General features: G+C 68.5%; 15 protein-coding genes, 1 tRNA gene and 1 pseudogene. 10 read left to right on the top strand and 7 right to left on the bottom strand.

Features of this window, described 5'->3' with window-relative positions:
* Position 1: 1 nt before the first annotated feature.
* From N416_RS0110830 to N416_RS0110815, 4 genes are read right to left on the bottom strand one after another with little or no spacing between them, the layout of a single operon-like run.
* Positions 2-838 carry an SDR family NAD(P)-dependent oxidoreductase gene (locus N416_RS0110830; RefSeq protein ID WP_024442126.1) on the bottom strand — a complete coding sequence of 279 codons (837 nt, stop codon included), beginning with the start codon at positions 836-838 and terminating at the stop codon, positions 2-4.
* Positions 835-2445, bottom strand: a complete 1611-nt coding sequence (gene fadD1 / locus N416_RS0110825) for a fatty-acid--CoA ligase FadD1 (protein WP_024442125.1) — start codon at positions 2443-2445, stop codon at positions 835-837. The genes N416_RS0110830 and fadD1 overlap by 4 nt, the downstream gene beginning before the upstream one ends.
* A gap of 8 nt (positions 2446-2453) precedes the next feature.
* Complete coding sequence (locus tag N416_RS0110820) at positions 2454-3371, bottom strand: alpha/beta hydrolase (RefSeq protein ID WP_024442124.1); 918 nt, start codon at positions 3369-3371, stop codon at positions 2454-2456.
* Positions 3368-4732 carry an NAD(P)/FAD-dependent oxidoreductase gene (locus tag N416_RS0110815; protein WP_024442123.1) on the bottom strand — a complete coding sequence of 455 codons (1365 nt, stop codon included), beginning with the start codon at positions 4730-4732 and terminating at the stop codon, positions 3368-3370. Before N416_RS0110815 ends, N416_RS0110820 begins: the two co-directional genes overlap by 4 nt.
* Before the next feature lie 79 nt (positions 4733-4811).
* On the opposite strand from N416_RS0110815, the gene N416_RS0110810 reads away from it, so the two are divergent.
* A complete protein-coding gene (locus tag N416_RS0110810) occupies positions 4812-5489 on the top strand; it encodes a TetR/AcrR family transcriptional regulator (protein ID WP_051190240.1) in 678 nt (225 codons plus the stop codon).
* Positions 5486-6325, top strand: a complete 840-nt coding sequence (locus N416_RS0110805) for an LLM class flavin-dependent oxidoreductase (protein ID WP_024442121.1) — start codon at positions 5486-5488, stop codon at positions 6323-6325. The genes N416_RS0110810 and N416_RS0110805 overlap by 4 nt, the downstream gene beginning before the upstream one ends.
* 19 nt (positions 6326-6344) lie before the next feature.
* On the opposite strand, the gene N416_RS0110800 is transcribed toward N416_RS0110805, so the two are convergent.
* The gene (locus N416_RS0110800; RefSeq protein WP_024442120.1) at positions 6345-6830 is read right to left on the bottom strand and encodes a helix-turn-helix domain-containing protein; all 486 of its coding nucleotides are present in this window, start codon (positions 6828-6830) and stop codon (positions 6345-6347) included.
* A 95-nt stretch (positions 6831-6925) separates the two neighbouring features.
* On the opposite strand from N416_RS0110800, the gene N416_RS0110795 reads away from it, so the two are divergent.
* Positions 6926-7627, top strand: coding sequence for an SDR family oxidoreductase (locus tag N416_RS0110795; protein WP_024442119.1), 702 nt, complete (start codon positions 6926-6928; stop codon positions 7625-7627).
* A gap of 26 nt (positions 7628-7653) precedes the next feature.
* Positions 7654-8079, top strand: coding sequence for a tautomerase family protein (locus N416_RS0110790; RefSeq protein WP_024442118.1), 426 nt, complete (start codon positions 7654-7656; stop codon positions 8077-8079).
* A gap of 10 nt (positions 8080-8089) precedes the next feature.
* On the opposite strand, the gene N416_RS0110785 is transcribed toward N416_RS0110790, so the two are convergent.
* Positions 8090-9037 (bottom strand): YafY family protein, encoded by a 948-nt coding sequence (locus tag N416_RS0110785; RefSeq protein WP_024442117.1) that lies wholly within the window; start codon positions 9035-9037, stop codon positions 8090-8092.
* 62 nt (positions 9038-9099) lie between these two features.
* Between N416_RS0110785 and N416_RS0110780 the strand changes: the two genes are divergently transcribed.
* The 3 genes and pseudogenes from N416_RS0110780 (at position 9100) to N416_RS0110770 (ending at position 10776) form a co-directional block, all read left to right on the top strand.
* Positions 9100-9744: a TIGR03086 family metal-binding protein gene (locus tag N416_RS0110780; protein WP_036457683.1), complete on the top strand. Its 645-nt coding sequence runs from the start codon at positions 9100-9102 to the stop codon at positions 9742-9744.
* A 220-nt stretch (positions 9745-9964) separates the two neighbouring features.
* Positions 9965-10270: pseudogene (locus N416_RS0110775) on the top strand (DUF1778 domain-containing protein); the annotation flags it as partial.
* Complete coding sequence (locus N416_RS0110770) at positions 10267-10776, top strand: GNAT family N-acetyltransferase (protein ID WP_024442114.1); 510 nt, start codon at positions 10267-10269, stop codon at positions 10774-10776. The pseudogene N416_RS0110775 and the gene N416_RS0110770, both read left to right, overlap by 4 nt.
* A 256-nt stretch (positions 10777-11032) precedes the next feature.
* Here N416_RS0110770 and N416_RS0110765 read toward each other — a convergent pair.
* Positions 11033-11115: transfer RNA gene (locus N416_RS0110765), tRNA-Leu, on the bottom strand.
* 257 nt (positions 11116-11372) lie between these two features.
* On the opposite strand from N416_RS0110765, the gene N416_RS0110760 reads away from it, so the two are divergent.
* The 3 genes from N416_RS0110760 (at position 11373) to N416_RS0110750 (ending at position 14915) form a co-directional block, all read left to right on the top strand.
* Entirely contained in the window at positions 11373-12851 is a 1479-nt protein-coding gene (locus N416_RS0110760; protein ID WP_024442113.1) for a DUF3662 and FHA domain-containing protein, read from the top strand.
* A 154-nt stretch (positions 12852-13005) separates the two neighbouring features.
* The gene (locus N416_RS0110755; RefSeq protein WP_024442112.1) at positions 13006-13473 is read left to right on the top strand and encodes an FHA domain-containing protein; all 468 of its coding nucleotides are present in this window, start codon (positions 13006-13008) and stop codon (positions 13471-13473) included.
* On the top strand, positions 13470-14915 hold the full coding sequence (locus N416_RS0110750; RefSeq protein WP_024442111.1) for a PP2C family serine/threonine-protein phosphatase: 1446 nt from the start codon (positions 13470-13472) through the stop codon (positions 14913-14915). Before N416_RS0110755 ends, N416_RS0110750 begins: the two co-directional genes overlap by 4 nt.
* The last annotated feature ends 70 nt before the right edge of the window (positions 14916-14985 follow it).

The raw sequence follows: 14985 nt of genomic DNA, 5'->3' as shown, positions 1-14985 counted from the left end.
GTCACGATCCTTCAGCTAGCGCTTGTACTTTGCCGAGCACGTCGGGGTAGCGCTTCAGATGCGCCCCACCGTTGACGTCGAAGGCGGATCCGGTGATCCAGCCGGCACGTTCGGAGGTCAAGAACTCTACGGCCTGCGCGATGTCGTCGGGAATGCCGGAGCGCCCGAGCGGGGTGTTCTCGATGTACTCGTCGGTGAGCCCCGGCACCATCGCCAGGCCGGCGACCAGGGGAGTGTCCACCAGGCCGGGGGAGACCGCGTTGACCCGGATGCCGCGGGCGCCCAGCTCCAGTGCGGCCACCTGGATCAGCATCAACACGCCGGCCTTGGCGCTGCAGTATGCGGCCATGGAGCTGCCGGGCTGGCGCCCGTTGAGCGAGGAGATGGCGACCACGCTGCCGCCGTCTTCGAGGGTGCGGGCCGCATGTTTGATCACCAGCATGGTCCCGGTGAGGCAGACGTCGATGGTGGTCTGCCAGCCGGACAGCTCGATGTCCGCGATCGGACTGATAATCGACAGGCCGGCGCAGCTGACCACCGTGCGGACCGGCCCGAGTTCGCGGGCGGCCACGAATGCCGCTGCGACACTGGCCTCGTCGGTCACGTCTGCGACGACGGCGGTGGCCGTGCCGCCGGGTCCATGCGCCGGTCCCAGCTTCGCCGCTCCTCCGTCGAGCCTCGCTGAACCGGCGATTTCGGCTGCGCGGGCGTGCGCGGCGTCTCCGTTGATGTCGGCGATCACCACATGGTCACCCCGCGCGGCCAGAGTGTGCGCGGTGGCCAACCCGATTCCCGAAGCGCCGCCGACTATCAGGGCCACGGGTTTTTGAGCCGTCATCGCCCCACTCCCGTCATGGTGGTGGTGCGGTAGGTGCACTCTCGTCCGGGCCGCTCCCACAGCGTGTCATCACCGACATCGGTACCGTCGGCGGCCAACACCCGTTTGAGGACTTTGTTGGTTGCCGTCGCGGGCAGCTCTGCGGTCACCCGGACATAGCGCGGCCAGGCCTTGGGGGACAGATCCTCTTGAGCGGCAAGGAAATCAGCCAATGCGCCCTCGGTCAGCCGGGCATCGTCGCGCAAGACCACTGCGGCCATCACCTGATCGCCGACGTTACCGTCCGGCACGGCGTACACCGCGGCCTGGTTGATGTCGGGGTGGCGCATCAGAATCCGCTCGATCGGCGCCGCCGCCAGGTTCTCACCATCGACCCGCATCCAGTCGGCGGTGCGCCCGGCCAGGTAGATCCAGCCGTCGGCATCAGCGTAGGCAAGGTCGCCTGACCAGTACATGCCGTCGCGCATCCGGTCCGCGGTCGCCTGCTCGTTGTTGTAATAGCCCGAGAAGAACCCGGACCCGGCGGTGTTGACCAGTTCCCCGATCGCCTCGTCGGCGTTGAGCAGTGCGCCGTGCTCGTCGAAGACCGCCGGCGGGCACTCGGCATTGGTGTCGCTGTTGTAGATGGCGACGCCGGGGAACCCACGCCCCACCGAACCGGGCGGGGTGCCTTCATCACGGGTGATGGTCACCGCGTTCTCGGTCGAACCGAAGGCGTCGACCACGTGCACACCGAACCGGCGGGCGAATTCACCGATGTCGCGCTCCGAGGCCTCGTTGCCGAACGCGACCCGCAGCGGATTGTCGGCGTCATCGGGCTGCTCGGGATGCGCCAGTAGGTAGGCGAACGGTTTACCGACGTAGTTCATATACGTCCCACCGTAGGCGCGGATGTCGGCCAGGAACCGCGAAGCCGAGAACTTCGCCGGCGCCATCGCCGCACCGGCGGCCACCGCGGGTCCGAAGCCGGCTGCGATCGCATTGGAATGAAACAGCGGCATGGACAGGTAGACGACGTCGTTGGCGCCCAGCTCGAATCGCTCGGTCAGGCTCTGGCCGGCGACCAGCACCATGAAGTGGCTGACCAGAACGGCTTTCGGGTCGCCACTGGTGCCCGAGGTGAAGATCAGCATGAACGGGTCCAGCGGCCCGACATGCCGATGCGGCTGAAGTACCCCGGCTTCGGCGCACTCGCTGGCCCAGGCCGGGTCGTCGACGTCGATGATGGTGACGCCGGGCAGCTCCAATCCCCGCAGCAGCGCGCGGTGTTCGGCGTCGACCAGCAGGATCTGCACATCGGCGGTGCGCAGATCCGCGGCCAGCGCCGAGCCGCGGCGGGTGTCGTTGACCCCGCACAGGACGTAACCCCCCAGCCCGGCGGCGGCGAGCGCGGTGAGCATCGCGGGGTTATTGCCCAGCAGGGCGCCGACGTGCATCGGCCGCCTGGTGTCGGCCCGCGCGAGCACCGCGGCGCCGTGGCGGGCCGCCCGGACGAGGTACTCCCGCCACGACCAGCGGATCTGCCCGCCGTCGACGTCGTTGTAGAGCACCGCCAGGCTGGTGTCGCCGATGCGTTCGGCGAGCAGCTGCTGCATGGTCTCTGCCATCAGGCCTCCTAACCCGTGACCGTAGCGGTCGTGCCGGCCAGGTGCCGGGTCAAAAACGAGATCTGGTGCTCGACAACGTGATCGAACCAGTCGCCACCGGCGAAGACGTCGAAGTGATCGCAGGGGTAGTGCCGCACTTCGGCGCGGGCGGCGAAAGCCGCCTTGGCGGCTGCCTGTGGGGGAGCGCCGCGGTCGAAGTCGGCTATCTGCACCAGGATCGGGCAGGCGATGGCCTCGGCGTGCTTGGCCGCCGGGCGGTAGCCGCCGAGCTGTACACCGACCTGGGCGTCGATCTCGTTGCGCCAGGTCGGGCCGGCCATCGCGGTGTAGGCCGCGTGGTAGCCGTCGGCGGTCAGGGTGGCCAGCTCACCGGGGCGGCCCACCAGGGCGATGGTCGCGGGCGACCCGCCGAAGCGTTGGGCCAGCGCACTGCGCCACCCCGTGGCCGTTGAACGCAGCATTGTTGCCGGGCGATGGTGTGGCAGTGCCGCGATCGCAGCGGCCGGTCCGCTGACCAGGGGTGTCAGCGCGATGGCGGCGGCGACACCGGGCGTGGTGGCGGCCACCTCGAAGACATGCCCGCCGCCCAGCGAGACCCCCCACACCACGATCCGGCGAGCATCCACACCGGTCTGCTCGGCCGCGGCCGAGCATGCCGAGCGAAAGTCGTCGACCTGCTCTTGCATGGAAATCCGTTGGCGCGGGTGTGCTTCTGAAGCGCCGAAGTACCGGTAGTCGAAGGCGAAGGCGGCGAACCCGGCTTCGCTGAGTCGTTCGGCGAACGGGATCAGGCCGGAGTCGACGGTGCCGCCCAGGCCATGTCCGAGCACCACGACCGGGGCTCCGTCGCCGTCATATTGCGCCGCCGGAAAGAACTGCCCGACGCACGTGGCTCCGCCGCTGCCGAATCGGATGGTCGCGCTCATGCGGATGCCTCCATCTCGCACACCCCGGCCCATCCGGGCACACCGAGTTCAGCGGCGCGCCGGGTGCCGCGCGGGATCTCCGCGGTGCGCATGTCGTGTTCGTAAAGGAAGTAGTCCAGTTGCTGGGTGTGGCGCGGGGTGTCGAGCATGTGGCCGGTGTATTTGCGCCGGTCGGCCTCGATCACCCGGCGCATTTCGGCGACCGACGGCAGCCGGTAGCGACCGGCAGCGTAGGCGCCGATGAGGCGGGCCTGGGCTTCGACGAACGGGAACAGGGTCGGGGTGGCTTGGGCGAATCCGGCGAACACCAAGTCGTCGATGCCGGGATAGAACATCCGCTTGTACAGGTCGATTCGATTGCCCGGTGCGCTGATGAACTCCGGGTCGAAGAACGGGAAGGTGATGTTGTAGCCGGTGGCGTAGATGATGACGTCGAATTGGCCGTTGGTGCCATCGATGAAGTGCACGGTGTCGCCGTCGAGCCGGCTGATGTTGGGTTTGGGGATGACGTCGCCGGACCCCAGGCGCAGCGGCAGTTCCACCGATTGGGTGGGGTGCGCTTCGAAGAACTTGTGGTTGGGGGTGGGCAGCCCGAGGTCCTCGGGGCGTCCGGCGATGATCGGCTGTGCCCATTGAGCGACCTTGCGCTGCCAGGAGAACGGCAGATACGGGCTGGTCCGGAAGTACTTGTCGGCGGGCTTTCCGGCCAGATACTTCGGCACGATCCACGCGCCCGACCGGGTGGACAACGTCAGCTCGTTGTCCAGCGCCTTCGACGACAGTTCGACGGCGATATCGGCGGCACTGTTACCCAGGCCGACCACGAGGATCCGCTTTCCGCTGAAGTCCAGCGGTGTCTTGGGGTCGATGTAGTGGTGCGCATGCAATGTGTCGCCGCTGAATTCGCCCGGGAAGTCCGGCAGGCGTGGATCCCAGTGGTGGCCGTTGGCGACGACCAGCAGGTCGAACCGGCGACGCTGCCCGCCGGCCAGTTCCAGCTCCCAGCCACCACCGGGCAACCGGTGCGCATGGGTGACTTCGGTGTCGAACTCGATGTTGCGCTTGAGCTCAAACGCCGCCGCATAGGACTCCAGGTACTCCTTGACCAGCGTGTGGTGCAGGAAGTCGGGGTAGTGCTCCGGCATGGGGAAGTCGCGAAACGACAGCTGGTGCTTGGAGGTGTCGATATGCAGCGACCGGTAGGCACTGGAATGGCCGTTCGGGTTGCCGAAGGCCCAGTTGCCGCCGATCCGGTCGGAGGATTCGAAGCAGCTGTAGTCGATCGCATAGTCGCTCAGCATCTTTCCGGCGGTCAGGCCACTGATACCGGCACCGACGATTGCGGTGCGGGGTACGGGCATGGGGAACCTCCGAGATCCGGGGTAGACAGGTTTGCAGAAGTGTCTACGAGACGCGTCGCTATAGTACACAGATCTACCGATGTGTCTACTCCTTGTTAGGCTTACCGCCCAGGAGGTGGCCGTGAACGAAGCGTCAGCGTCACCCGTGTCCCCGTCGACGACCGATCGGCTTCTCGACGCGACCGAGAAACTATTGGCCGACAAGGGGATTCGGGCAATGACGATGATCGACGTCGCCCAGGCCGCGGGGGTTTCCCGGGCCTGGCTGTACCGCAATTTCCCGGATAAGCCGACGCTGGTCGGTGCGGCGATCATTCGGCTGATCGAAACCAGCTGGGCGCAGACCCGCGCCGAGCTGTCGACGCTCACCGACTTCGAGGACCAGCTGGTGGCCGGCGTCCAGATCGGCCGCCGCGCCTACGACGATCCCGGCACGCTGCTGATGCGGTTGCGCACCGCCGAGCCGGACGAGTTCACCGCCTGCGCCGGCACGGGCGTCCGCGGCCTGGTGCCCGATCTCGCGACATTCTGGCAGCCCTTTGTCGAAGCCGCCGTCGAGAGCGGAGACATCGACCCGGACAACGACATTCCCGAGGCCAGTGAATGGGTCGCTCGGGTGTTGATCAGTTTCGGCAGCGTCCCGGGACACCACATGGACCCCGACGATCCCGTAGCCGTGCGACAGCATGTGCGCCGCTACGTGCTGCCGGGGTTGCGTCAAGCGCCGACTACTGCGGCCCCGAAGGGGAAACGATGACCGAGTGGTTCTTGTACCTGCCGCAGACCAGAATCGGCCTGGGTGACCTGGTGACGCGCGCCCGGGTGGCCGAGGCGTCGGGTTTCGACGGTGTCGCATTCCTCGACCACCTGGACACCCCGATGGCCCCCACCGCGCCGCTGTGGGAGGCGATGACCGTGGCCACCTGGGTCGCCGCCCACACCGAACGGATCAAGGTCGGCCACGTGGTGTTGTGCGACGGATTCCGCCATCCCGCCGTGCTGGCCAAGCAGGCGACGACCTTGGCCGAAGCCTCTGGCGGCCGCTTCGAACTGGGGCTGGGTTCCGGCTCGATGCCCGACGAGCTGGTCAAGTACGGAATCACCACCGCCGGTCCGCGACAACGCGTCGACGCGCTGAGGGAGACGCTGGTGTCGCTCGGCGAATACTGGAGCGCCGAGGGGGAGCGGGCTCAGACTCCCGCTCCGAGCATGCCGATCCCGCTGGTGCTCGGCGGGGTGGGCCCCCGCATGCTTCAGCTGGTACGCCGCTATGCCGATTGGTGGAACCTGCCGGCGACGCATGTGCACAAGTTGCCCGAGCTGCTGCCGTCGATCGGTTCTGCGCGCGCGTCCGTGCAGCAGATGGTCGGTTTCGCCCGACTCGACCAGGACGTGGCGGCGGTGTCAGAGACGGCTCAGCGGCGATTCGGCCGGCTGGGATCGGGCCTGGTGTGCGGTGATGCCGCAGCGCTGGTCAAGCATTTCGGTCGGCTCGAAAGCCAGGGGGCGCAACGGTTCTACGTGTGGTTCGCTGATTTCGCGCCGCCGGAGTCGATTGCCGAGTTCGCCGAGACCGTGATCCGGGGCCGCTGAGCCGGCACTCGGCGGCTGTTCAGCGTGATCGGCGCGGTGCGTTCAAGCGGATCTCGATGTTGTCGGGGTCGGGCGCCGGGGCATCCAACTCGTCAGTGACCCGTACCCCGATTCGGCGCTGGGTGGTGGCGTCGACGAAGGACAGCGGCGGTTTTCCGTCCTGGAGGTACTTGTCACCCCACTGGGTCAACGCCAGCATCACGGGCAGCAGGTCCTCGCCGGCGGGTGTCAGCCGATACTCGTCTCGGACCCGCTGCCCGGCCTCCTGGTAGGGGACCCGGGTGATGATTCCGGCGGACTCGAGCTGCTTGAGTGCCCGCGACACCGCCGGCGCCGAGGCGCCGATGCGTGCCATGAAGTCCTCGAAGCGGCTGGTGCCGTAGAAGCATTCCCGCACCACCAGGAACGCCGTCTTGGTGCTCAGCACATCGAGCAGCCGGACCACCGAACACGCATCGCCGGTGGACCAGCGCGATCGGTCGCGCAACCGGGGTTCGAACTGCATGTGGTCCAGCTTACGTGACTAACCCTTGCGTTATCTAGCATGGCGTGCTTTGCTCTTACTAACGTAGTCGTTAGTCAGCGAGAGAGGATCCGGAGATGGTTGCAGTACAGGGAAAGGTCGCGGTGGTCACCGGCGGACGGCGCGGACTGGGCGCAGCCCTGGTCGACGAGCTTTTGGCGCGCGGAGCCCGCAAGGTCTACTCGACCGCACGCACCACATTCACCGATGAGCGCCCGCAGGTGGTGCCGCTGGCGCTGGAAGTCGGGTCGGACGAGTCGGTGGCGGCCCTGGCCGAAGCGGCCGGCGATGCCGAGCTGGTGTTCAACAACGCGGGCGTGCTGCTGCCCGACGCCCTGCTGACCGGCTCCTTCGAGCGCATCACCGAAACCTTCGACGTCAACGTCTTCGGACCGCTGCGCCTGGCACGGGCGTTCGCGCCGATCCTGGCGGCCAACGGGGGAGGGGCGCTGGTCAACATGCACTCGGTGCTGTCCTGGATGGCCGGCTACGGTGCCTACGGTGCGTCCAAAGCCGCCGCCTGGTCGGCGACCAACTCGCTGCGCATCGAGTTGGCGGCGCAGCACACACAGGTGGTCGGCATCCACGCCGGCTTGATCGACACCGACATGGTCGCCGAGCTGGACGCCCCCAAGGTGACGCCGGGCGAGGTGGCGCGGCGCATCCTCGACGGCGTGGAGTCCGGTGCCGTCGAGGTGCTGGCCGACGACATCAGCGGGCATGTGAAAGCCGCGCTGTCCGGTCCGGTCGAGGACCTGTCCGGCGCCTTGTCGCACTGAGCCGGATCAAGGAGCACCGAACCGCCATGCCCCTGTGGACCATTCATCACTCCCCCGGGCTCTTCAGCGCACCGGACAAGCGCGCGCTGGCGTCCCGCATCACCGACCACTACCAGAAGGCGGGGCTGCCGCGCTTCTACGTGGTCACCCTGTTTCAGGAGACCGCGCCGGAGGACTTCTACGTCGGTGGCGAGCCGACCGGGGTCGGGGTGCGCGTGGTGATCGATCACATCGCCCGGCATGCCGCCGACAGCCAGAACCGCCGGCGGATCACCGAATGGATCAGCCAGATCCTTACTCCGACGCTGGATCAGCACCCCGGCCTGCACTGGGAGTTCCACGTCGACGAGACCAGCGAAGAACTGTGGATGATCAACGGCCTGGTTCCGCCCCCGGGGGGATCGGACGCCGAGAAACGGTGGGCCCAGGAGAACGTGGCGACGGCGTACTGAGGGCCAGCGCTCATCGGTACCGCGCCGCCAGCGCGGTCCCGATGGCGGCCAAGTGATCGCGCACGCCCTGCGGACCGGTGACCTCGAGCCATTCGACGAGCCCGGCGAGTTGGCCGGCGAGGGCGTATTCATTGTGGCCCCGGATCACCACCCCGATCCGGCCGTCGGGCGTGGCGCCGCCCACCTCCAGGCGGCCGCCGAGCATCGCCCGCAGCAGACCGAGGCCGTCGGGCGCGCACACCGCCTGGACCTCCAGCGGGGTGCGCTTGCGGTCGACCTCATCGGCGATCTCCCTCCAGCTCTGCGCAAGGTCGAATCCCCGGGGCCGCCGCACGGGCTCGTCGGTCAACGCGACCGACGACACCCGATCGATACGGAAGGTCCGCCGGCCCACCTCCGTTTCCGACACCAGGTACCACGTCGGGCCCTTGGCGACGATGCCCAGCGGGTGGACCGTCCGCTCGGTCACGGCGCCTTTGCTGTCGACATAGCCGAGCCGCACCTGCACACCCCTGATCACCGCCTCCTGCAGCGCATCGAGGAACCGCGGTGGAGGCGGCGCGGCCGCACTGGCCCCCCAAAGCCGTGGATCGACGACCACGGACGTGGCGGCGGCCTCGGCCTGCGCCCGGAAAGGCTCGGGCAACGCCCGGACGAGCTTGCGCAGGGCTGCCTTGACGTCCGGGGTGGCCGTCGAGGCGGGTCCGGCCACCAGAAACAGCGCCCGAGCCTCGCTCGCGGTCAGCCCCGAAAGGTCGGTGCGCGCGCCGCCCACCAGGCGCCACCCGCCCCCGCGGCCCTGCACCGAGTACACCGGTATCCCGGCGACACTGAGGGCTTCAAGGTCGCGGCGGGCGGTGCGCTCGGACACCTCCAGCTCGCGGGCCACCTCGACGGCGGTCACCTGCTTGCGCTGCTGCAGCAGCAGAAGGGTGGCCACCAGCCGGTCAGCTCGCACCTCAGCAGAATTCCACACAAACTGGCCAATAGGTGACCGGTTATGGTCACCACAATGGCGCCATGACTACACCTACGAGTTCTCCCGCAGCCCCGCTGACCGACCCGCGGCCCCTTCTCGATCGTGCCGTTGCCACCGGCGGGAGCGTGATCGCCGGCATTCGACCCGAGCAGCTCACCGCCCCAACGCCCTGCACCGAGATGAACGTGCAGACCTTGCTGACCCACCTCATCGCCGTGCTGGACCGCATCACCGCCCTGGGTAGCGGCGGTGATCCCTTCACCGTCGCCGCCCCACAGATCTCCGACGGTCGCTGGGTCGATGCTTGGCAGGAATCAGCCCGACGAGCTGCGCAGGCCTGGAGTGACGACGGCGTGCTTGAGCAACCGATGGCGCTGCCGTGGATCCAGGGCAGCGGTGCCGACGTGCTGGCGTCCTACCTCTCCGAGGTCAGCGTGCACACCTGGGACCTGGCTGTGGCGACCGGCCAGCAGCCCGACTGGGACGACGCGGTGATCGCCGCGGCGCTGCAGTCCGCACACCGGATCCTGCCGCCGGCGAACCGTCGCGCGCTGTATGCCGAGATCTCGGCCGCGATGGGCCTGGACGAGGTGGCCATGCCGTTCGCCGAGGCCGTCGCCCTCCCCGACGACGCCCCCGCCATCGACCGGCTCATCGCCTGGAACGGCCGTGATCCGCTCTGGTGATCGGGGGGCGCTCCGCCAGCAGCGACGAAAGTGGCTCAGCAGCATCGCCACGGGCGGCCGCTTTCGGCCTCAGTCCCCCTCACAGGGGTTGAAAGCGACGAGACGACCGTGGCCGTCCCACCGCGACCCGACCGGCCCCGGTACTTCTTGCCGTGAGTCAGCGTGTGTTTTACAGGTAGGAAGTGCATCGCCGCTGTTCAGAGGCGTGATCAAAACCCCGTTGCATTGTCTGCCTGATAGGCACACAATGGGTGGCATGGCCACGAAGACAGAGCGGTTCGCGGTGCGTCTTACTGCCGAGCAGGACGCGCTGATTCGTCGGGCCGCCGAGGTGGAGGGGACCGACCTGACCAACTTCACGGTGACCGCGACGCTGGCTCGTGCCCGTGACGTGCTCGCCGATCGCCGGCTGTTCATGCTCGATGCCTCGGCCTGGTCGGAGTTCGTGTCGGTGCTGGACCGGCCGGTGGCGCACAAGCCGCGGCTGGAGAAGTTGTTCGCGGAGCCGTCGATCTTCGACGAGTGAGCGGCTACAGCGCGCCCCGGCCGATCGGTGAGCACGATGTGGTCGCCGAGTTCGACAGCGGCGAGCCCAGCCTGGACGAATACCTGCGGGGACGCGCCTTGGCCAACCACGTCGAGGGTGCGTCCCGGTGTTTCGTGACGTGCCGGGACGGCCGCGTCGTCGGGTTCTACGCGCTGGCCTCGGCGGCGGTGGAGCGCACCGGCACACCCGGGCGGGTGCGGCGCAACATGCCCGATCCGGTGCCGGTGATCCTGTTGTCCCGGCTGGCGATCGACCGCAAAGAACAGGGCCAGGGCTTGGGCGCCGCACTATTACGGGACGCAATCACCCGCGCGGTGGCGGCCGCGGAGATCATCGGGGTGCGGGCGCTGCTGGTGCACGCGTTGCATGAACAGGCGCGGACGTTCTACGCACATTTCGATTTCGAGCCCTCGCCGACCGACCCGCTGCACCTGCTGCTGATCAAAGACGCCCGTGCACTACTCGGCCCACCGCAGAAGTTGTGATCCGTCAGGGTCTTGGAAGGGCGCCACCTGCGCGTCAACGCCTAAACCCAATTCCCCGTCTGCCAGCTCGTCCACAACGTCCACGTCCGCATCGTCGTCGCCGCCACTGACGAACTACTCCGAGAACTCACCATCGACCCCAACCCGCGACTACCAACCAGCAGGCAAAGACCGCCACGCACACTGGCACCACAACCAAAAACAGGCCGAACCCTGAGGGTTCGGCCTGTCCGGGATCTCCCGAGAGATCACACTGTGGGCGAAGGGGGACTTGAACCCCCACGTCCCGAAGGACACTGGCACCTGAAGCCAGCGCGTCTGCCATTCCGCCACTCGCCCGAGCAACCGGGGGAGCGTATCACGGGCCCCCTGCTCCCCGAAAAATCGGCTCCGGCCCCCGCAATGCGCATCGCCCGGCCCGGAACAAGGCGCCGTGACCCCTTCGTGACCTGGTCTTATCCGATTCTCCGCCGTAGAAGGGTGCCGCCCTGGCACCCCGGGTCGATACCATGTCCAGGGCGGATGCAGCTGAGCGACACGCCGCAGCAGCGTCCCCGATAGGGCTAGTGACGGCGGAGAGTAAGGCGGGTAGCAGCTTGGACAGCCAGCGCGGGCTGGTTCATCGCATCGAGCGCAAACTCGAATCCGCTGTGGAGGATGCGATGGCCCGGGTCTTCGGAGGGGAAGTCCTCCCCGAGGAGATCGAGGCTGCGCTACGCCGTGAAGCCGCCGCCGGGGTGCGCTCCCTGGCCGGAGATCAACTTTTGGCGCCCAACGAATACGTCATTACCCTCGGTATGGACGACTACGACAAGGTGGGCGCCGACCAGGATCTGACGTCGAAGGCCTTCGCCCGGCATCTGGCTGGGCACATCGGCGAACAGGGGTGGCAAACGTATGGTGATGTGGTTGTCCGGTTCCAGCAGTCGCCGAGCCTGCGAACCGGCCAGGTCCGCGCACGGGGCGGCGTCAACCCTGACGCCCGCCCCCACGAGACGCTCAACGAATCCCGCCCGCCACAATCAGTTCATGCGTTTACCGCAGAATCAGGAGTGCCACCGATGACCGATAACCCGAGCTACCGCGGCGCCCACGGGCAGGATCGTCCCGGCGACGAGTATTACGACCCCCGCTACGGGCGGCCCGCCGACGATGCTCGCGGCGGTCAGGACGCCCGTGGCTACGGCCCCGACGGCGACCACTACCAGCAAGAGCAGCGCGGCGGCTATCCCGATCAGGGCCAGGGCGGCGGCTACGCTCCGCCCCGTCGGCCCGAGCAGGGTGGCTACCCCGAGCAGGGTGGCTACCCCGGTCAGGGCGGCTACGGCCAGGGCGGTGGCTACGGCCAGCAGGCCCAGCCGTACGAGCAGCGTCCGCCCAGCGGCTACGGCGCTCCCGCCGGCTACGAGCAGGGCTACCCCCAGCACCAGCCCGCGGCACCGGCCTACCCCGGCGGCGGCCAGCCCGGCTACGGCTACGGCGAGGCACCCCCGGCCCGCCAGGACGACTACGCCTACCCCGAGGGCCAGTACGAGCAGCGCCCCGCCTACGACCAGGGTGGGTATGACCAGGGCGGCCAGTCCTACGGCCGCCAGGACTACGGCCAGCCCGGCTACGGCTACGGCGAGGCCCCCCCGGCTCCCGCCGGCTACGACTACGGCCAGTCCGCGCCCGGCGGCTACGGCGAGGGTCAAGGCACTCAGGGCGGCTACGACTACGGCCAGCAGGCTCAGGGCGGATACGGGGAGGCACCGGGCGGAGGCTACGGCCAGCGCGCCTACTCCGCGCCCGCCTCGGTCACGCTGCAGCTCGACGACGGCAGCGGCCGTACCTACCAGCTGCACGAAGGCGCCAACGTGGTGGGCCGCGGTCAGGACGCCCAGTTCCGGTTGCCCGACACCGGGGTGTCGCGCCGTCACCTCGAAATCCGCTGGGACGGCCGGGTTGCCCTGCTGTCGGACCTGAACTCCACCAACGGCACCACGGTGAACAACGCTCCGGTCCAAGAGTGGCAGCTCGCCGACGGCGATGTCATCCGGCTGGGGCACTCCGAGATCATCGTCCGGGTCCACTAGGCACCGCGGCAGCGTCCACCCGACCGACAAACCCAACCAGCAAAGCGCTGCCGCTTTGCCCTACGGCCCCCCGCGCCCAAGTATCGTGACTTTGCCGAAGTGCTCCGCCGCCGGGAGCACGCCATGGGCTGCGCGACAACGGAGAGGACGCCGGATGCAGGGACTGGTACTGCAGCTGACGCGAGCCGGTTTTTTGACGTTGTTGTGGCTGTTCATCTGGTCCGTGCTGCGGATTTTGCGGACCGACATCTACGCACCGACCGGCGCGGTGATGGTCCGCCGCGGACTGTCGATCCGGGGCGTGCTGCTTCCGCCGCGCCAGCAACGGACCACCGCGCGGCATCTGGTGGTGACCGAAGGACCGCTGACCGGGGCCCGCATCGCGCTCAGCGATCAGCCGGTTCTGGTGGGCCGCGCCGACGACTCCACGCTGGTGCTCACCGACGATTACGCCTCCACCCGGCACGCTCGGCTATCTCAGCGGGGGACGGAATGGTATGTCGAAGATCTGGGTTCGACCAACGGGACCTACCTTGACAGGGTGAAGGTGACCACTGCGGTACGGGTTCCGGTCGGCACGCCGATACGAATCGGCAAGACCGCGATCGAGCTCCGCCGGTGAGCCTGGTTCTGCGGTACGCCGCCCGCAGCGACCGCGGTCTGGTGCGCTCCAACAACGAGGACTCCGTCTACGCCGGAGCCCGGCTGCTGGCGTTGGCCGACGGCATGGGCGGGCACGCGGCCGGTGAAGTCGCGTCGCAGCTTGTGATTGCCGCGCTGGCGCATCTCGACGACGACGAGCCCGGCGGTGACCTGCTGGGGAAGCTGGAAAGCGCCGTGCAAGAGGGCAACTCGGCGATCGCGGCCTACGTCGAAGAGCACCCCGAGCTTGAGGGCATGGGCACCACCCTGACCGCCATCCTGTTCGCCGGCCCCCGGCTGGGGCTGGCCCACATCGGCGACTCGCGCGGCTACCTGCTGCGCGACGGCGAGCTCACTCAGATCACCAAGGACGACACCTTCGTACAGACCCTGGTCGACGAAGGCCGCATCACCTTGGAGGAGGCACACAGCCACCCGCAGCGCTCGCTGATCATGCGCGCGCTGACCGGCCATGAGGTGGAGCCGACGCTGATCATGCGCGAGGCGCAGGCCGGTGATCGCTATCTGCTGTGCTCCGACGGACTGTCGGACCCGGTGAGCACCGAGACCATCCACGAGGCGCTGGAGATCCCGGACGTCAACGACTGCGCGCTGCGGCTCATCGAGCTGGCGTTGCGCGGGGGCGGCCCCGACAACGTCACGGTGGTGGTGGCCGACGTCGTCGACGTCGACTACGGCCAGACCCAGCCGATCCTGGCCGGGGCGGTCTCCGACAGCGACGACGACCATGTGATCGCCCTCAACACCGCCGCCGGGCGGGCATCGGCGATCTCCCCGCGCAAGACGGTCGCCAAGCGCGCGCTGCCGCGTATCGAAACGCCGGACCGGCAGCCCCGCTCCCGGCGACGCAAGTTCATCGCCGCGGCGCTGCTGTTGACGCTGGTGGGCGCCGGGCTGTTGGTCGGACGCGCAGTCGTGCGCACCAACTACTACGTCACCGCCTACGGCGGCACGGTGGCGATCATGCGCGGTGTGCAGGGCTCCCTCCTGGGTGTGCCGCTGCAGGAGCCCTACCTGCTGGGCTGTCTGGACAGCAAGGGCCAGCTGGTGCAGATCAGCTTCAAGCAGTCCGGCGACAAGCTGAGCTGCCGGCTGATGACGCTGCAGGATCTCCGTCCGCCGGCCCGCCAACAGGTCAGCAACGGCCTGCCTGCCGGCACCCTCGACGACGCGATCACCCAACTGCGCAATCTGGCCCGCGACTCACTGCTGCCGCCGTGCCCGCACGGCACCACCACCGGCTCCAGTTCCACGCCGTCGCGCAGCCCCGCTCCCGGGATGGTCCCGACCGGTCCGCGGCCCGGCCCGCCGCCCCCGTCCGGAAAGTCACGTCTGCCCACCCTGACCAACCTGCCGCCGGCCCCTCCAGAACCGGGGACCGACTGCCGGGCAGCCTCATGATCCGCGCCGGCGACGACGCGGTGGCGGGCGATGAGCGGGGCGCACCTCCCGCGGGCGGGGGAGACCACAG

It is taken from the genome of Mycobacterium sp. UM_WGJ (assembly GCF_000455125.1).
Taxonomy (GTDB): Bacteria; Actinomycetota; Actinomycetes; order Mycobacteriales; family Mycobacteriaceae; genus Mycobacterium.
Note: the sequence above shows the minus strand (reverse complement) of the source record. Positions and strands in the feature narration are given on the sequence as shown.